Source organism: Candidatus Tectomicrobia bacterium (genome assembly GCA_016192135.1).
GTDB lineage: Bacteria > UBA8248 > UBA8248 > UBA8248 > UBA8248 > 2-12-FULL-69-37.
Window position 1 is genome coordinate 242806 of record JACPUR010000013.1, and the last position, 17278, is coordinate 260083.

Genomic DNA, 17278 nt, shown 5'->3' on the forward strand with positions numbered 1-17278 from the left:
GGCGCGGCTCCCCTCATATCGCGTTTTCCGGCTTCAAGACGCGGCCATGGCGCGGCGCCTGGCCGCGGTAGCCTCTCGATCCACCTGGCCGGTCCCGTCCAGGATCACCCCATACACCTCCGCCGCCCGTCCGCGCGAGACCCAGCGTTCCTCCACGTCATAGCGGACCTTCTCGGCCGGACGCTCCCAGGGCGGGCCGTACCCTCCGCCGCCCGTGCAGTAGGAGGCCACCGTCTCGCCCGGCTCCAGGATGATGTCGGCGCAGGCAGGCAGCTCCACCAGTTCTCCGCTCCTTTTCCGGCGGTAGTTCCGGGAGGGGACGCCGTCCAGCCCCCCCCGCGTCCCCTGGGCCGGGTGGATGGCGCCGTCCGAGACGTACGCCACCTCGAGCTTCCCGCCCCCCACGGGGCCGTACTCGGCGAAGCCCGAAGGCGCCCCAACCGTGCGGCCCGCGCCCTCGGTGTCGATCAGGAGGCGGCGCGTCTTGATCAGGATGGGAAAGTGGAGCTCGTCCAGCTCCACGCTGTCCACGAAGCACATCCCCGAGTTGCCGGCGTGGAGGATGGTCAGCCAGGCGTCGGTCTTGCCCGCCCCCGCGCCCCCCGTGACCATCAGGAAGAGGTGGTTCACGAAGGGCTCGTTGTTGTTGCGGGGATCGAAGCCCGACACGACCCCCATCGAGGCGGGGAAAATGGCCCCGCACTCGGCCAGGCCGATCCCGTCCTGGATCTGGGAGAAAGCGCGCTGGACGGGATTCGTCACCCGGTCGGCCAGGTTCGTCGTGGCCACGGACATGCTGGTGGGGTGCCTCCCGCCCCCGGCGATCGAGCCTTCCCGGATGTGGACCCGGATGCGCCGGAAGCTCCCCGAGTTCGTGGGCACGATGTCGTCGATGCTGTTGAAGATGCCGATCATGGCCCCGGTCCGGGCGCAGGCCTCGGAGAGATTCAGGCCGCAGGGCATGGCGTCCGGGTTGTCGCGCAGGTCCACCTCGATCATGGCCTTCTCGCTGTCCACGCGCACCTTCACCTTGATCGGGACGCCCTCGGGCGGGGTGCCCGGCACCGCGTCGTGGATGCTCACCGCTTCGGAGTAGCCTGTGGGGAGCTTCCGGATCGCGGAAATCATGATCTTCTCGCTGTAGTCAAACCACTCCTGGGTGAAGGCGTGCAGCATCTCCCAGCCGTACTCCCGGCCCATCGCCAGCACCTCGCGCTCCCCGATGCGCGCCGCGCCGATCATGGCGAGGTAGTCGCCGTGCCACTGATTGGGGACGCGGATGCGCATCCGGCAAAGGCGGACGATGTCTTCGATGTCGCGGTAGTCCTCCTGCACCTTGGTGGGAGGAAAGATGAGGGCGCCTTCCTCGTAAACGTCCCGCGCGTGGCCCATGTAGGTGGTCGGCTGGCCGTTGCCGCAGTCGGCCTGGTGGGCCTTCACCCACACCGTGAAGTGATGGGCGCCGCGTTCGTCGATGACGGGGACCAAGATGGTGTGGTCCGCCGGATGGGAGCAGCCGTGATAGGGAGAGTTATGCAGGAAGGCGTCTCCCCGCTTGAGGTTCGGGTGGAGCTCCATCATCGAGCGGGCCATGAGGTCCGCCCCGCTCAAGTGGTGGATGGGGAGCGACTCGGCCCCGGTCAAAAGCTCGCAATCCCGGGTGACGACGCTGGTCGAAAAGTCCCGCGCCAGGTTCAGCACCCCGGAGCGGCCCGTGCGCAGGAGGGTGTTGGCCATCTTGGTGGTGACGGCCTCGAAGCGCTTGCTCAGGACGGCCAGGGTGACGGGGTCGAGCCGGGCCTGCTTTTTTCCCCGGGGCGGCGCCTTTCTCGGGGAGCCCGGCCCAGTCCCCCGGCTTCTCCCTGCGGCTCTGGCCATCCTCTTCCTCCTTTGAGGCTCGGCGCCCTCATCCCAGGGGCCGCCGACGGAACCGAGGTGAAATTTTTTTTGCCTATAACACCGGTGAATATCGGTGAAAATCCTTTGAAAATGGACCCTATTTGCCCTCTCAGGCTCCTCCAGGCCAGCCGAAATATCGTGAAATATCCCGGAATTTACCGAACAATCCTTCCTCGCATCCCGGGCGGCGGCCCTGTTCCTCTGGGCCAGAAGCGGCGGCGCCGGCAGCCGCTCCCATCGGGAAAGATACGCCCTACCCGCCCCCGGCCACCTACCGCAATTTCGCCCACCTTCCGGCACGGGCCGCTTTTTCGCTCCCTAGGGGCGGATCACCAAGTTCCCCGCCCGATTCCGGTGGGCCGACGCCCCCGGTTCGATGACCACTGTGGTGAAGGGGGACTCGATGACGGCGGGCCCCCGCACCGGGGCGTCCACCTTCAGGCTCCCGAAGAGCGCCACGCGGGTCTTCTGGCGGCGGCCGTCGAAGTAGGCCATCCGCGAGGGGGCGAGCTCCTTCTCGTAGAGCCCCTCGCGGGCGAGGCGGCCGAGCTGGCCCTTGCGGAGCCGGCACCGGGCTGCCGCGCGCCAGCCCACGAACTCCACCTCGGACCCGGGGTCCCGGAAGGCGAAGATCTCCTCATGGATGCCGTCGAAGGCCTCGCGCGCCCGCTGGATGTCCTTCGGCGACTTGAACCGCCCTTTCTCCAGCGGGACATCAATCTCCCAGATCTGGTGCCGGTAGCGGGCCTCGGCGTAGAAATCGATCGCGTGATCCACCGCGCCCCGGCCGGGGCCCTTGATGAACGCCCGGCACTTTTCCTCCAGGGAGCGCAGCGCCGCGTTCACGCCCTCGAAGTCGAACTTGCCGGTGACCGTATAGAACAAGGAGCGGTAATCCGCCTGCAGGTCGGACATGAGGGCGCCCGCGGCCGATAGCGCGGCCCCGAGGTGAGGGATGATCACCTGCCTGCAGCCCAGGCGCCGGGCGATGGCCACGGAATTGAGCCCGGCGGCGCCGCCCCCTCCTATCAGGACCGCCTCCCGGGGATCGATCCCCTGGTGGATGGTGATCTGCTCGATGGCCCCGACCATGTTCTCGGTGGCGAGCCGCAGGATGGCGTCCGCCGCCTTCTCCAGCGAGAGCCTGAGCGGCCGGGCCACGTGCGCCTCGATGGCCCTGGCCGCGAGCCCCGCATCGAGCTGCATCGTCCCGCCCAGGAAGAAGAAGGGATCGATGTGGCCCAGGACGAGCGAGGCGTCCGTCACCGTGGGCAGCTCTCCCCCCTTCCCGTAGCAGGCCGGCCCCGGCACCGCCCCGGCGCTCTGGGGGCCGACATGGAGGAGCCCGCCCTCGTCCACCCAAGCGATGCTCCCTCCTCCCGCCCCAATGCTCTTCACGTCCACCGAGGGGAAGCCCAGGATGTGGCCCCGGTAGCGCTGGCCCAGCCAGGTCTCGGGCGTCATGGGGATCACCCCCCGCCTCACCAGGCTCACGTCGTAGGTGGTGCCGCCGGTATCCGCCACGATGGCCGTCTCGGCCCGGGCGTCGAGCCGCGCGAAATGGCGCCCGGCGATGGGGGCCATCGAGGGGCCCGAACCCACGGAGTGGATGGGCGCCTTGGCCAGCTCGCCGGCGTCCATCACGCCGCCCTTGGAGGTCAGCATGAGGAGGCGGCCGCGGAAGCCCTTTTCCCGGAGCCTCTCCTCGAGGCCGCCGATGTAGCGGGACATGAGAGGCTTCAGGGAGGCGTCGATGCAGGCGGAGGAAGCCCGCCGGTACTCCCGGAGCATGGGGTTGAGCGCATGGGAGAGGGTGTGGGGGACTTCCGGAAGACGCTCGCCCAGGAGTTCCCCTATCCGGACCTCGTGCGCCGGATTGACGGTGGACCAGAGCAGGCACACCGCCACCGCTTCCACCTCGATCTCCCGCAGCCGGGAGATGATGGAAACCACCTCCTTCTCGTCCAGAGGCTCGTGCACCGTTCCATCCGCCCCGATGCGCTCGGGCACCTCGAAGGTGAGGGCGCGGGGGATGTAGGGCTTCGGGAATGGAACGAGGAAGTTGAAAGGCTCGAGCCTGCCCCCCTCCCGGAGCACCAGGATATCGGGGTGTCCCTTCGTGGTGAGGAAGGCCGTCTTTGCGGTGCTTCCGGTGACGATGGCGTTCGTGGCGTGGGTGGTGCCGTGGATGAACAGCTCGCCGGCGTCGAGAAGCTCCTCGACGGTCGTGGAGAAGGACTCGGCGGCAGCGGCCACGGCGGCCAGGATGCCCTCTGCCGGCTGGTGGGGGGTCGTCGGGGCCTTGAACATGTGGAGGGCGCCCGCGTCGTCTTCGAGCACCAGGTCGGTGAAGGTGCCGCCGGTGTCCACGGCAAACCGCATCGGGTCCCTCTCCCTCCAATTGGCCGCGACTCAAGGATGAATGTGAATGGCATCTTACCCGCAAACGCGGGAAAGATCACCATTCCCGGCCCCCAAACCCCAAGCCGGCCGCCGGCTCTCTTCTTCGCCTCATTCGGCGGATGCCGCCTGAAGGAGGCAACGGCCGGGGTATCGCCCTGCGACGGAGCATCCGGCGGAAGAAATCCGGACAGCCGGTCCCGTTGAACTTCCCGGACGGCAAGCTGCCCCGCCATCACCTGACGCAGCCGGCGCTCAGCATCGCAACCGGATGGACCGCCGCATCCCAGTGGGGAATCCGGCGCGATTCACTTGAACCTTCCACCCGGCCGCCAATGGGACAATCAGGCGAAGACGTTCATTTCACATGAGGGCGAATTCTCACAGAGCACAGGGGCGGGCCTGCGGCGATTCCCCGCCCGATTCCAAAAAAATCCGGGCGACATGCGCTTGAGGCAAGATACGTCACGCGCATCACCGCCATTTCAATTTCTCGCCATCTGCTGAAGAACATAGGGGATGAGCCCCCCGGACGCCAGCAGCTCCTGCATGAATGCGGGGATGGGCATGGCCTCGAAGACTTCCCCCGTGGCTTCGTTTTCGACCCGGCCGCCGTCCAGGTCTACCCTTAGGCGGCTGCCCGTGCGTATCGACCCGGCAGGATAGTCAGACTCCAGGAGAGGAAGGCCCCGGTTGAAGGCATTGCGGTAGAATATCTGGCCGAAAGAGCGCGCAATCACGCAACTCACGCCCAGGGCCTTGATGGCGATGGGGGCATGCTCGCGGGAGCTGCCGCAGCCGAAGTTGTGACCCGCCACGATGATGTCGCCCGGCTGAATCTTCGAGGCGAGGGATGGGTCCAGGCCCTCGAAGCAATAGGGAGCCAAGCGGTGGGGGTCGAAGGTAATCAGATATTTGGCGGGGATGATCACATCCGTGTCGATATGCTCTCCGAGCACCCAGGCGCGCCCCGTCAGAACATTCGCCACGCCCGCGCCCCTCACAGCTCGTCCGGCGAGCCGAGCCGACCCAGCACCGCGGTCGCGGCGGCGACGGAAGGATTCACGAGATAGATCTCGGCCTTCGCCGAACCCTGGCGGCCGACAAAGTTCCGGTTTGAGGTGGAAACCGAACGCATCCCGTCGGCCAGTACCCCCATATGCGCTCCGATGCAGGGGCCGCAAGTGGGGGGGCTGAAGATTCCTCCCGCGTCCAGGATGATTTCGGCAATCCCTTCCCGCAGGCACTGGCGGTAAATCTGGGTGGTGCTGGGAATGACGATCAGCCGCACCCGCTTGGCGACCTTCCGGCCCTTCAGGATCTCCGCCGCGGCCCGCATGTCCGTCATCCAGCCGTTCGTGCAGGAGCCGATGTAGACCTGATCCACGGCGACCCCGCCCACTTCCGACAGGAACTTCGTGTTGCTGGGAAGGTGCGGCATGGCGACCACAGGCTCAAGGCCGGAGACGTCCAGCTCATGGAGGGCGGCGTAGTCGGCATCCGGGTCCCCGTAAACGGGAGTGAATGGGCGCCGGGCGCGGGGCCGGACGTATTCCAATGTCTTCTCGTCCGGCTCGATGATGCCGTTCGCCGCTCCCGCCTCGACCGCCATGTTCGGAAGGGCGAACCGCTCCTCCATGGGAAGCCGGGCGATCGCTTCTCCAGCGAATTCCATGGCTTTCCCCTGGGCGCCGTCCACGCCGAATTTCCCGATCGTAAAGAGGATGAGGTCCTTGCCGGTCACCCACCGGGGAAGTTCGCCCTTGTAAATGTAGCGGATGGTTTCGGGCACGCGGAGCCACGTGCGGCCCGTGATGAGAATGGCCGCAATGTCCGTGCTGCCCATGCCGGTGGCGAAAGCGCCGACGCCGCCCCCCGTGCAGGCGTGGGAGTTGCCCCCGGCGAGAAGCTCGCCGGGAAGCACCAGACCCTCTTCCACGGCCAGGCAATTGTGGATGCCGGCGTTTCCCCCCTCGTAGAAGCGCTCGACCCCCATGCGCTCGCAGAACTCGCGCATCTTGCCGATGGTGTTGGCCACCTCGATGCTCTTGCTCGGCGCGTTCACCATCGCCGAGACGAAGAAGCGGTCCGGGTCGAATATCCTCCGGACGCCGTGCTCCTCCAGGATCTGAAAGGTGATGGGCCCTCCCAGATCGTCCGCGTAAGTCTGGTCGACGCGGACGGAAAGCGTCTCCATGGGGCGTACCCGGTCGCGGTCCGCGCGGCCGGCCAGGATCTTCTCCGTGAGGGTCATGCCCATCGGCGACTCCACCCGCCGCATCCGCGGCGAGGATGCGGCCCCCGGCTACGCGGGGCCGTTTTCCTGAAGCAAGCTCACCCGCTCAGGAGGCACAAAGAGACTCACTGTGCTTTCAGGCTGATACCTGAGCCAGGAGCCGTTTTCGATTACGGTGAGGGTTTCCTCCCCCATCTTGACGCGGTAGACGCTATGCGTGCCGAGGAAGTCCGCCTTGACCACCTCAGCGGGCCACACGTTTCGCCGCCCCCCCGCGGAGTTTCCGGCCGGCTCCAAAAAGATATTCTCGGGCCGCAGGCTGAGCTCCACTTCGCTCCCCGGCGCCGGCGCGCCCGGCGCGGCGCAACGCAACTCCATGCCTTCCGCCAGGCGGACCACTCCCTCGCCGTCTTTCACCCATTCGAGGCGGCCCCGAAGAAAATTCGTGGCGCCGGTGAACTCCGCCACGAAGCGGTTGGACGGCCGGTTGTAGAGGGAAACCGGGTCGGCCAGCTGCATGATGCGGCCGGCGTTCATGACCGCGATGCGGTCGCCCAGCACCACGGCCTCGGCCTGATCGTGCGTCACATAGAGGGCCGTGACGCCCGTCTTCCGCTGTATCTCCTTGAGCTCGAACCGAAGACTCGCCCGGAGCTTGGCGTCGAGATTGGAGAGAGGCTCGTCCAGAAGAAGGATCCCCGGCTCGTTCGCCAGGCTCCGGGCAAGGGCCACCCGCTGCATCTGCCCGCCGCTCAGGGCCGTCGCCGGGCGCTCTTCCATGCCGGAGAGACCCACGAGAGCCAGCTTCTCCTTCACCTTCCGGCGGATCCCCTCCCGGGGATGGCGCTTCACGACGAGGCCGTAGGCCACGTTCTCGAAAACCGTCATGTGGGGCCAGATGGCATAAGACTGGAAGACCATCCCCAGGTTCCGCCGCTCGGGCGGGACCATGATGCCTTGCGCCGCATCCGTCATGGGAGCGCCGCCGATCAGGATGCGGCCCGCATCGGGTTCCTCGAACCCCGCCACGCAGCGAAGGGTCGTGGTCTTGCCGCAGCCGCTCGGGCCGAGCAGGACGAGGAATTCCCCTTGGGAGACCCTGAAGCTCACGCCGTCAACGGCGAGGACGGCCTCGCCGAAACGCTTTCTCAGCCCTTCGATGGCAAGTTCCATGTCAGGCGGGCCGCCTCATTCGCTTCGCTCCTACGGCTTGTAGCCGAAGATTTGGTTCCAGCGCTTGGTATAGGGAGCGCGCAGCTTGACGTAGTCGTCCTCCTTGGCCGACCAAATCTTCACCTTCTTCGGCGCCGTCGCGGGCGGGTCGATGTCGGTGCGGGCGGAGAGGCCTCCGACCTGCTTCGTCCAGACCTCCTGTCCCTCGCGCGAGAGGGTCCAGTTCTGCCAAAGCTTCGCGCCGTTGGGATTCTTGCCCACGGTGGTGATGCCATTGTTGAAGAGGATCATGACCACGCCCTCTTCGGGATAAACGAACTTTACGGGGGCGCCCTTCTTGATGTCGGCCACGGAGACCACGTCCAGGGCCACGGCCGCGGGCGTCTCGCCGTTGATGAGGGTCTTGCCGATGCCGCCGGCGCTCGTGAAGAAGCGCGGCTTCTGCGCGGCGAGCTTTTGCCAGTAGCTGTCGCTGTTGTTGCCGAGGACCTGGTACTGGAACAGCGCCGTCATCCAAGGGGTGCCGCCCAATTCCGCCGGAACGAGCCCCAGCTGCCCCTTGAAGCGCGGATGGACCAAATCCATCCAGTTCTTGGGCGGATCCTTCACCAGGACGGGATTGTAGGCGATGAGATAGAGATAGGGATAAGTGGGGTAGACCTCGCCGGCGATCTTGGTGTCCGCGGGATATTTGGCGTCCGTGGGCGGGGTGTGCTTGCCGATGATCCCCGCCTTCATCTCCGCGCGCATGAGCCCGCGGTCGGACATCTCGATCACGTCGGCCACGAGTTTTCCGGCCGAGTGCTCGGTCAAGATCTTCCGGTGGAGCGCGCCTCCGCCCAGCCGGACGACGTCCACCCTGACTCCGGGAAACCGCTTGCCGAAATTCGTCTCCATGATCTTGGTGAGGGAAAGGATGTTCGCGGTGTAGACCACGACCTTGCCCTCTTTCTTGGCGTCGCGGATGAGCGCCTCCCCGCCGAATTCCTCAACCGGCGAAGCGGCGAATGCCGGGCCGCCCATGAACGCCGCGATCACTCCCAGAACGACAAGCCATCCATTCATCCGGGTCATTTTTGTGCCCTCCTTCACCTTTGGACGAGCCTTCCTCTGCGCCGGTCAAGCCGCCGCCTCGGAGCGCATCACGTAGCGGCGCGCGGCGATCACCACCACGACGAGAATCACCGTTTGAATAAGGCTCAAGACCGCGGTCGCTCCGTACTCGGCCGACTCCCACTGATTGTAAATCTGGACGGAGAGAACAATGCTGTCGGTCGTGTACAGGAATATGGAGGAGCCCAGCTCGCGCACCGCCAGGATAAAGAGCAGGATCACGCTGGAGAGGATGCCGGGCCGGGCGAGAGGGATGATCACCCGGCGGAGAGTCTGCCAGAAGCCCCCTCCGTGGATGCGGCTGGATTCTTCGAGCTCCTTGTGGATCTGAAGGAGGTTCACCCCCGCCGCGCGCACGCCATCGGGGATGAAGCGTGCGACATAGGCCAAGGCGAGAATCCAAATGGTCCCATAAATCGGCACCGGAAAGGATATCCACGCCCACAGATACGCCACGCCGATCACCAAGCCGGGCACCGCGATCGGAATCATGCTCAGGTAATCCAGGCTCTTCCTTCCCGGGAGATCGGTTCTATGGACGCAGTAGGCCGTGAGGAAGCACAAGATGGAACCCACGATGGCCGCCAAGGCGCCCATCTGAAGGCTGTTCCAAATCGACGCGAAAGCCTGCTCGTGGGTCCAGAGGAAGCGGAAATGCTGCAGGGTGAGCACATTGAAATCGAACACCGACCAGAAGCTGGGAAAGAACATGAAGCTCCTGAGGCTCAGAAGAAGCAGCGCGAAGTAGGGAAGCACGACCGTGACCACGAGATAGATTGCGATCAAGGCGACGACGGCGGGCTTCCATCTCCGCAGCCTGAACATCCGCGGCTGGCTCGCCTTTCCGGTCACCGTGATGAAGCTCCTCCGGCCGATGACCTGTCTCTGAAGAAAAACACCCACGAGGGTGAGCGCGATCAGCAGGACGCTCACGGAGGCGGCCTTCTCGTAGGCCGGGGGATTCCCCGTGACCAGGTTGAAAAGGTAGGTCGTCAGAAAGTGGATGTTGGCGGGCACCGCTATCGTCGCCGGAACGGCGAACAGGCCCAGCGTGATCACGAAGACCAAGAGCGCCGCCGAGAGGATGGGATGAATGATGAGCGGAAACGTCACCCGCCGCACCGTCTCCCACGCGTTCGCCCCGCTGATCGCGGAGGCCTCCTCCAGAACCGGATCCATCCGCCTGAGGGCGGGCGTCAGGAACATGTAGGTATAGGGGGCGTAATAGACGCCGAGGACGAACCAGATGCCGGTGAAAGAGTAGATGTTGAGGCGGAAGTCCAGCCCCAGGTCCTTGAAGATGAGGTTCAGGATCCCCGCCCGGTCGCTGGCCAGGGTGGCCCAAGCCATGGAGGCGATCAGGGGCGAGACGAACAGCGGCATGATGGCGATGATCTCGATCAACCCCTTGCGTCTGATGTCGGTCCGGGCGACCACCCAGGCGAAGAAAAGGCCTATCAGCATGGCCAAAACCGCTCCCCCGGCGCATCCCACAAGGCTGTTGTATGTCGCCTTGTAGAGCGAAGCCGTCCCGTACATCTCAATGTAGTTGCCAAAAGTCAGATGGCTGAAGGCCTGCCCCAAACGGGTAGGCTCGACCGTCGAGAGAGAGCCCAGCAGCAGGATGCCGATGGGGTAGGGAATGAAGAAGAAAAGGAGGAGGAATATCGGCGCCACGGCCGCCAAGGCGAAGAGGCGGCGGCGCGTTCGATGTGAGGTGACGCCCGCCTGCTGGGGAATGGTCGATTCCATCGTCCCCGTTCCTCTTCAGGAAGCCTGCATCTTCTCCAGGCGCTTCTTCAGGGCGGGAAGGCTCCCTCCCAGCGCGATGATCTCCCGGAGCTCGGCGGGCAGCGGCTCCGCTTCGTGGACGAGGCCCTGGGTGAGGTTTTCGATCTTGCCCCTTTCAAAATCCACCCTAATCCGGTCACCGTCCGCCACCTTCCCGCCGATGCCGGCACAGAAGGGGAGCGAGGGAAGGCCCGCCGCGACGAGCATCCGGTAGGTGAAGTGGGGCACGCTCTCCGCAATCAGCCCCAATCCCAGGCCCGTCATGCCCAAGAGCCCATAGATATGAGGGTTGCCCTGCCCGAACCGCTTCCCGGCCACCACGATGTCGCCCGGCTTCGCGCGCTGCGGAAAGTCCGGGATGAGGTTCGTGAACACATGCTGCTTGAGGTATTCGGGGTCCGACACGCGCACGCCCTGCACGAACACCTTGGCGAACTCGATGATGTCGTCGTCCAGGGAAAGATTGTCCCCGAGCTTCCAGCAGCGGCCTTCCAGCACCCAGTTCACGGCCTCTCCCTCAGCCCAGGAACTCGCGCGGATCCGTGATTTTTCCCGTCACCGCGGAGGCGGCCACCGTCGCCGCGCTCGAGAGGTAAATCTCCGCCTTGCGGCTGCCCATCCGGCCCACGTCGTTGCGGGTGACGGTGGCGATGCAGGTCTCGCCGTCCGCCAGAGGCCCTCCCTTGCCGATGGCGCATGGGCCGCATCCGGGCGGGCCGACCAGCGCACCCGCTTCCACGAAAATCTGCATGAGCCCTTCCCGGATGCAGCGGTCGGCGACCTCGCGGCTGCCCGGCGTCACGATCATCCGGACTCCCGGGGCGACCCGGCGGCCCTTGAGGATGGCGGCGGCCTCCGCCATGTCCTCGTACTGGTCCGCCGCGCATGAGCCCAGATAGGCCGCGTGGACCGGGATTCCGAGCGTCTCCCGCAGGGGAACCACCTGCTCCGGCCGCGGGGGAATGGCCACCATCGGCTCAAGCCGGGAAAGGTCGAATCGATGAACGGCCGCGTATTCGGCGTCCAGGTCGCTGGCGAGAGGCTCATGCACCCCCAAGCCGCGCTCCTCCATCCAGGCGGAGGCCTTGGAATCGAAGGGAACGATAGCGCTCTTGGCGCCCACCTCGATCGGCAGGTTGCAGAGCTTCACCCGGGCGTCCACGCCGAGGTCCCCGATGGCGCTCCCCCCGTACTCGAACATCCGGTAGTCGGCCTCGTCGGGCCCGATCTCCTTGATGATGAGCGCCGCCGCATCGCGGACGGTCACCCCGGGCGGGAATTTCCCTTCGAGCTCGACCCGGATCGTTTCCGGCACGCGGAACCAGTGGCTCCCCGTGGCGAGCACGGCGGGGAACTCGAACACCAGGGAGAGGCCGAGGCACCCGAGCGCGCCGTAATTCGTCACGTGGATGTCGTAGGCCAGGACGAGCATGCCCGGCTTCACGAGCCCCAGCTCCATCGGGAAGACGTGGCCCTGGCCCCGCCCCACATCGAAGAAGTGGCGGACGCCCCAGCGCTTCACGATGTCGCGGATGTTCTTCGCCCGGTTGGCGATGGCGACGGTCTGAGGGATGGTATCGTGGTCGAAGCACACCAGTACGCGGCCGGGGTCCCAAGGGCGCTCGACGCCCACTTGCAGAAGCTGCCGATCGGCTTCGACCACGTAAAGATCGTGGATGGTGGCCAGATCGGGCTCGGGATAGACGATGTCGCCCGGCTTCACGACGGAAAGGCCGGAGGCCCGCGCCATGATCTTCTCGGTGAGGGTCATGCCCATCGGCGGTGCCCTTGGAATAAGGCTGGAAGCGGCCGTTCCCGGTAGCTATCGAAACACGGCGGCGCCCGAATAATTCCTCGCTAAGCTTTCTTGATTTTCAAGACCATAGCATTACCCCAAGCCGCGCGCAAATTTGCGGAAAATAGGCGCGTCATTCATCCGGCGTATGCAGGCGGAGGGCGGGGGGCGTTTGCCGCGCCACGCTTGGACTGATACCGTTCGCTGAACGGTTAACGGCACATGTCTGGGGGCGGGGCCAAATATGCACCCGAGCGAAATCGCGCGCCTCCGCGCCGAGCTGAAATCCTACCCGGATATTGTCCGGGGCGAGATCGACGGCCTGACCTGGGAGCAGATGTGCTACGCCGCCCAGGAGCCCGCCTGGGCGCGCTGGTGCATCGATCTCCAGATCCGCCACATCGCTCTGGTCACCCCCGTATGGCTCTCCCTCCGCGCGGAGGAGGTGCTCCGCCGGGAGGGATACCGCTTCCCCGAGACGGCGGCGGCCATCAAGGGGCTCATCGCCTCGGGGCAGCGCCACGTGCCGCCCGAGATCGCGCCCGCCCGCGCGGGCGTCATCGCGTTCATGCGGCCCTGGGCGGACCTTTGCTGCGAGATCATCGATCGCGAGGGGGCGGAGGGGCTGGAGAAGCGCACCTTCACCTTCTACACCGACCCGGATTGGGTGCGCCCGGGCGACCCGAAGAAGCCGGTGGAGTATCACCGCATCGCCGCGCGGCTCCACCCGGACGGTTTTCGGGAGGACGCGGAGAAGCCGGGCCTGTTCCACTTCCACATCGGGGCCATCCTGCGCCACATCTGGTGGAATGTGCTGGCCCATCTACGCACCGCCCAGCGGCTCAAGATGCTGCAGGGGCTGCCCGTCGTCCATGACTTGCCGCGGGAAGGCTATCTCACGCTGCCGGAGTTTTACGCCTGACGGCCGGAAGAATCGCCCTCCGGCTCAATCCGTCGTGAACTTCTTCGCGAGCAGCGGGAAAAGGCCGGCCATCGCCTCCCCTTTCGCCGCGCGCTCTTTCACCTCCTTCTCGATGGCCCGGATCCGCTCGACTTGGCGCTTCACCTCGGCGAGCCGGGTCAGCGGAACGGCCGCCACCCCATCGATGTCGGCGACGATGATGTCGCCCGGCTCCACGCGCACCCCGCAGCAGGTGACGGGAGTGTCCATGGCCACCACCTCCAGGCGCCGCGGGAAGGCCAGGCTCCAAACCGACTTGCAGAACACCGGGAACTTCAGGTCGCGGATGTCCTCCACGTCCCGCGTCGCCCCGTCGATCACGGCGCCCACCGCCCCGCGCCGGGAGCACACCCCGCTGGAACCTCCCCCCCAGGCGGCGAGCGGGGAGCCTGCCGCGTCCACGACCATGACGGCCCCTTTGGGGATGACGTCCACCACGTCGTAGAGGCTGTAGGGAGCCTTCACCCCTGGGGTGCGGACGGGCGCGAAGACCATTGTGGCCGCCGGGCCCGCGAACCGCGGATATGTCTCCGGCACGACGGGGCGGGGCCCTTCCATGATGAGGTTCAGCCCGAGCGCCGTCGCGGCGTCCGCCAGCGTGGCCGTGGCGACGCCCGAAAAGAAATCCGCATCCACGCTCATCGGAGCCTCCTCCCGCCTTGGCGCACCCCGCCCCTGGATGCCGCCCCCGTTTGTCCTTCCTGCACGGCGATCAGTAGGTCAATCCGCCGAATCCCTCGAAGAAGCGCGCGAGGAACTTCTCCGATCGCAGCAGGCCCTCCACCTGGCAGTACTCATTCGCCGCGTGCTTGCGCATGGCATTGCAGGGAAGCCCCCCGATCCAGGGGATGCCCAATTCTTCGGTCCAGAGCGCAACCGGCATCCCCGCGGGATGGACGGGCCAGACCTCGGGGTCCGCCCCCATCTCCTTGTGGGCCCGAAGGAAGCACGCGATGAGAGGGTGTTCCGGCGAGGTGGCGCCGCCGGCATAGTGGTTGTTCACGACGAACTCGATGTCCCCGAAACCGCCCTCCTCGAGAATCCGGCGCACGTTCTCGATGCGCTCGTCCGGGTCCTCGCCCGGCAGAAAGCGCATGTTCACCACCGCCTGGGCCTCGGAGGGGATGCTCACCTTGACGGATTTCCCCTCCCCGATGAACCCCGCCTGGAGGCCGATCAGGGTGAACTCGGGGCGGAAGAGGTGCGCGCGCACCGCCGCATGGAAGTCGTCCTGACGAAACCGCTTCACCCCCAGGCTCCGCCTCAGCCGTTCGGGATCCATGCGCTCGGAGAGCCGGCGGCAGAGCCTCTCTTGGACCGGGCTCGGCATCCAGCCCTCTCCGCGCTCGTAGATCTCCTCGAGGCGCTTTTCAAGATAGGCGACCGCCTCGACCAAGCGGTCGGCGGGGTTTCCGATCCAGTTGCTGTTCAGGGCGTGGATCTCGTTGCCGATGGGGCCGCCCCACTCGCCCGGCCGGCAGAAGAGCCTTCCCATGAGGTTGCCCTTCAGGCCGAGAGGGACGATGGGGGTGCCGTCGGTCTGGGCCATCGGGCAGAGCCAGTAGGCGGCGTTCGCCCGTTTCATCTTTTCCTTGTAGCGCGGAAAGAAGTCCTTGAGCCCGCCGCTTCCCAGCTCCGAGGCCTCGTGGACGAACATGAGATTGAGCGGGAGCTTTTGGCCCGCGGCGCGGGCGGCGTACACGGTGTTCATGACGCCGGCGATGCCCGTCTTCATGTCCTCTGCGCCCCGGCCGACGATGCAGCGGCCCAGGCCGTCGAGCTGGTGTATCCGCGGCTCGAAGGGCGGGTTCAGCCAGCCCGGCTCCTCCGCCGGGGTCACGTCGTAGAGGCCGTGGCAGAGCAGCGTCCGCGGCGCGCCTTCGTCAATCAGGCCGAAGACGACGGGGAACTCGGCGGTCTCGACCACCTCGGCCGTCCCCCCCACCTCGCGGATTTCCCCGGCGAGCATCTCCGCCATCTCGCGGTTGCCCCAGTCCAGGGCCGACACGCTCGGCTGCCGGATGTAGTCCAGAAGGCGGCGGACGTGGCTGTCTTCGAAATCCCTTTCGATTTGAGCGACTACGCGATCGACTTTCATCCGCTCCTCCCTCAAGGGATCATCAAGCCGAGCAGCGGGCCGTGCTGCTGGGCGCCGTAGACATCGCGGTCGCCCGGCGCGCCCGAGGTGGGCCCGGTTCGCGGTATGGTGATCTTGATGGCGCGGGCCGCGTCGAACTGGATGATCCGGACCTCCTCGGCCTCGACGCCATAGAGCGCGGCCACGGCGCCGGGCGTCAGGGCCTCGCTGCCGGCCACCCGCCTGTAGGTCCCCTCATCGGCGAAGAGCAGATCCAGGGTTATATAGAGGGGCCCCGCGTTCTTGCTCCGCAGGACTTCCGCCAGGTCGTAGAGGCGATCCAAGCCCCCCCCTAACCCACCCGCTCGAACTCGACCGCGAAGGGAGCGCCCGCGTCCTCGAGCTCGATGAGATGGTAGATGTGGAACTCGTAGACCGGGCCGCCCCGGAAATCCGAGGGCGAAAAGGGAAAGGCCAGGTTGCCGGCCGTCGCCTTGCGCCCTTCGAAGCCGCAATGAAGGTAGGTGCTGCGCGTGAGGGACAGAACGGCGTCGGCCGTGGCTTGGTCTTTGGCGATGGCCTCCATCACGAGCCCCACCTCATGCGCCGTCCTCGGACCCTCGGGGCCCGGGCGGCCGAGCACGCCGTCGCGGCCGTAGTAGACGAAGCGCAGCTCATAGTCCTCGGGCGCGAGGCTGCCGCGCAGCATGTCCGCCACGGTTTCCCGCACCCGCTCCTCCACCTCGTCGAGCCGCCGCAGCAGGCTCGGGTCGGTCATCCCCGCCACCGCGATGGTGCGCCAGCCGCGCAAGCGGACGCCCTCGAGTTTGATCGTGGGCCGCTGAGCGGCGACGAAGCGGCCGCCGCTCACCCGCACCCGCCGGTCGTCGAGCTGTTCGAACTCGGTCGCCTTCAGGTCCACCATGCCCTCAGGCTCGTAGAAGAGGTAGGGATCGGGCTGCTCGTACATCATGTGCGCGGCCACGGAGTTGGGCGTCAGCCGCTTGCCCATGTTCATGGGTTCGAGCTCGAAGTGGTCCTTCCGGAGCGTGCCCAGAATGCAATCGTTCGCCCCGATGGGAAGGGCGCATTGCGCGCCGCACTCGATGATCTTCGACATGTGGAAGGCGAGCCCCAGGTCGTAACCCCGCATGGCGGCGAACGCGGTGTAGATCGCCGTGTCGCAGGAGCGGCCCGCCAGGACGACGTCCGCCCCGCCCTCCAATGCGCGGATATACGGCGTCAGGCCCATCTGGCCCACGATGCGCACGCTCTCATCCACGGCCTCTTCGGTGAGAGCCGGGAGCTTGCCCAGAGAGCGCGTGCGGCCCTCCCGGATGGCCTTCTTCACGAACTCCTTGTCCATCTCCGAGCGGATGATGGCGAGCCTGAACTTGAGGCCGTCGCGCCTGGCGAGCTGGTGCATGACGCCGAGGACGGCATCCACGTGAGGATTGCCTCCCGCCGTTCCCGCCGAGCCGATGAGGTAGGGGATGCCCTTCCGGCGGGCGGCGCGGAGGGAGAGGCCCAGGTCGCGGACGATCTGCTCGCGCCGGGTGAGCTGCTCGCCGCTGCCCAGATAATAGGGCCCCGCGTCCGTGGAGCCGTTGTCGGCCCCCATGTAATGAGGATCGCGCGCGATCCCGTTCTCAAGCGAAGAAACCGGGAACCCATAGCCCAGGTTCCCGCAGACCGAGAGGACACGCAGCTCGTCCATCGGGCGCTCTCCATCAAAGCATCCGGTGAGATGAAAGAGACTATCAGATCCCCGGCACGCGGCAAAACAGGGAAATTCGCGCGCAATTGCCCTCGCCGGCTCCGGCTCGGGCCTTA

14 protein-coding genes are annotated in these 17278 nt (G+C 66.3%); 1 reads left to right on the forward strand and 13 read right to left on the reverse strand.

Features of this window, described 5'->3' with window-relative positions; translation table 11 throughout:
• Positions 1–33 precede the first annotated feature (33 nt).
• The 9 genes from HYZ11_05165 to HYZ11_05205 form a co-directional block, all read right to left on the reverse strand.
• Positions 34–1878 carry a hydantoinase B/oxoprolinase family protein gene (locus HYZ11_05165; GenBank protein ID MBI3126977.1) on the reverse strand — a complete coding sequence of 615 codons (1845 nt, stop codon included), beginning with the start codon at positions 1876–1878 and terminating at the stop codon, positions 34–36.
• 339 nt (positions 1879–2217) lie between these two features.
• Complete coding sequence (locus HYZ11_05170; GenBank protein MBI3126978.1) at positions 2218–4281, reverse strand: hydantoinase/oxoprolinase family protein; 2064 nt, start codon at positions 4279–4281, stop codon at positions 2218–2220.
• A 503-nt stretch (positions 4282–4784) separates the two neighbouring features.
• Positions 4785–5288, reverse strand: coding sequence for a 3-isopropylmalate dehydratase small subunit (locus HYZ11_05175; GenBank protein MBI3126979.1), 504 nt, complete (start codon positions 5286–5288; stop codon positions 4785–4787).
• Between the two features lie 11 nt (positions 5289–5299).
• A complete protein-coding gene (locus HYZ11_05180) occupies positions 5300–6559 on the reverse strand; it encodes a 3-isopropylmalate dehydratase large subunit (protein ID MBI3126980.1) in 1260 nt (419 codons plus the stop codon).
• Between the two features lie 45 nt (positions 6560–6604).
• Positions 6605–7708, reverse strand: coding sequence for an ABC transporter ATP-binding protein (locus HYZ11_05185; protein ID MBI3126981.1), 1104 nt, complete (start codon positions 7706–7708; stop codon positions 6605–6607).
• Positions 7709–7738: 30 nt separating this feature from the next.
• Entirely contained in the window at positions 7739–8782 is a 1044-nt protein-coding gene (locus tag HYZ11_05190) for an extracellular solute-binding protein (GenBank protein ID MBI3126982.1), read from the reverse strand.
• Between the two features lie 45 nt (positions 8783–8827).
• Positions 8828–10573 (reverse strand): iron ABC transporter permease, encoded by a 1746-nt coding sequence (locus HYZ11_05195; GenBank protein ID MBI3126983.1) that lies wholly within the window; start codon positions 10571–10573, stop codon positions 8828–8830.
• A gap of 15 nt (positions 10574–10588) precedes the next feature.
• Positions 10589–11119 (reverse strand): 3-isopropylmalate dehydratase, encoded by a 531-nt coding sequence (locus HYZ11_05200; GenBank protein MBI3126984.1) that lies wholly within the window; start codon positions 11117–11119, stop codon positions 10589–10591.
• Positions 11120–11129: 10 nt separating this feature from the next.
• The gene (locus tag HYZ11_05205) at positions 11130–12389 is read right to left on the reverse strand and encodes a 3-isopropylmalate dehydratase large subunit (GenBank protein ID MBI3126985.1); all 1260 of its coding nucleotides are present in this window, start codon (positions 12387–12389) and stop codon (positions 11130–11132) included.
• A gap of 262 nt (positions 12390–12651) precedes the next feature.
• Here HYZ11_05205 and HYZ11_05210 point away from each other — a divergent pair, with 262 nt between their 5' ends.
• Complete coding sequence (locus HYZ11_05210) at positions 12652–13329, forward strand: hypothetical protein (GenBank protein MBI3126986.1); 678 nt, start codon at positions 12652–12654, stop codon at positions 13327–13329.
• A 24-nt stretch (positions 13330–13353) separates the two neighbouring features.
• Here the strand turns inward: HYZ11_05210 and HYZ11_05215 are convergent, their stop codons facing one another.
• The 4 genes from HYZ11_05215 to HYZ11_05230 form a co-directional block, all read right to left on the reverse strand.
• A complete protein-coding gene (locus HYZ11_05215) occupies positions 13354–14010 on the reverse strand; it encodes a hypothetical protein (protein ID MBI3126987.1) in 657 nt (218 codons plus the stop codon).
• A 70-nt stretch (positions 14011–14080) separates the two neighbouring features.
• Positions 14081–15466 carry a M20/M25/M40 family metallo-hydrolase gene (locus tag HYZ11_05220; GenBank protein MBI3126988.1) on the reverse strand — a complete coding sequence of 462 codons (1386 nt, stop codon included), beginning with the start codon at positions 15464–15466 and terminating at the stop codon, positions 14081–14083.
• Between the two features lie 11 nt (positions 15467–15477).
• On the reverse strand, positions 15478–15789 hold the full coding sequence (locus tag HYZ11_05225; GenBank protein MBI3126989.1) for a DUF4387 domain-containing protein: 312 nt from the start codon (positions 15787–15789) through the stop codon (positions 15478–15480).
• Positions 15790–15797: 8 nt separating this feature from the next.
• On the reverse strand, positions 15798–17162 hold the full coding sequence (locus tag HYZ11_05230; GenBank protein MBI3126990.1) for an acyclic terpene utilization AtuA family protein: 1365 nt from the start codon (positions 17160–17162) through the stop codon (positions 15798–15800).
• Positions 17163–17278: the final 116 nt, after the last annotated feature.

Excerpts from the sequence above, each read along its gene's own strand:
- HYZ11_05170 (MBI3126978.1), bottom strand. The coding sequence starts at position 4,281 with ATGCGGTTTGCCGTGGACACCGGCGGCACCTTCACCGACCTGGTGCTC.
- HYZ11_05205 (MBI3126985.1), bottom strand. The coding sequence starts at position 12,389 with ATGGGCATGACCCTCACCGAGAAGATCATGGCGCGGGCCTCCGGCCTT.
- HYZ11_05210 (MBI3126986.1), top strand. The coding sequence starts at position 12,652 with ATGCACCCGAGCGAAATCGCGCGCCTCCGCGCCGAGCTGAAATCCTAC.
- HYZ11_05220 (MBI3126988.1), bottom strand. The coding sequence starts at position 15,466 with ATGAAAGTCGATCGCGTAGTCGCTCAAATCGAAAGGGATTTCGAAGAC.
- HYZ11_05165 (MBI3126977.1), bottom strand. The coding sequence starts at position 1,878 with ATGGCCAGAGCCGCAGGGAGAAGCCGGGGGACTGGGCCGGGCTCCCCG.
- HYZ11_05195 (MBI3126983.1), bottom strand. The coding sequence starts at position 10,573 with ATGGAATCGACCATTCCCCAGCAGGCGGGCGTCACCTCACATCGAACG.
- HYZ11_05190 (MBI3126982.1), bottom strand. The coding sequence starts at position 8,782 with ATGACCCGGATGAATGGATGGCTTGTCGTTCTGGGAGTGATCGCGGCG.
- HYZ11_05215 (MBI3126987.1), bottom strand. The coding sequence starts at position 14,010 with ATGAGCGTGGATGCGGATTTCTTTTCGGGCGTCGCCACGGCCACGCTG.
- HYZ11_05185 (MBI3126981.1), bottom strand. The coding sequence starts at position 7,708 with ATGGAACTTGCCATCGAAGGGCTGAGAAAGCGTTTCGGCGAGGCCGTC.
- HYZ11_05180 (MBI3126980.1), bottom strand. The coding sequence starts at position 6,559 with ATGGGCATGACCCTCACGGAGAAGATCCTGGCCGGCCGCGCGGACCGC.
- HYZ11_05230 (MBI3126990.1), bottom strand. The coding sequence starts at position 17,162 with ATGGACGAGCTGCGTGTCCTCTCGGTCTGCGGGAACCTGGGCTATGGG.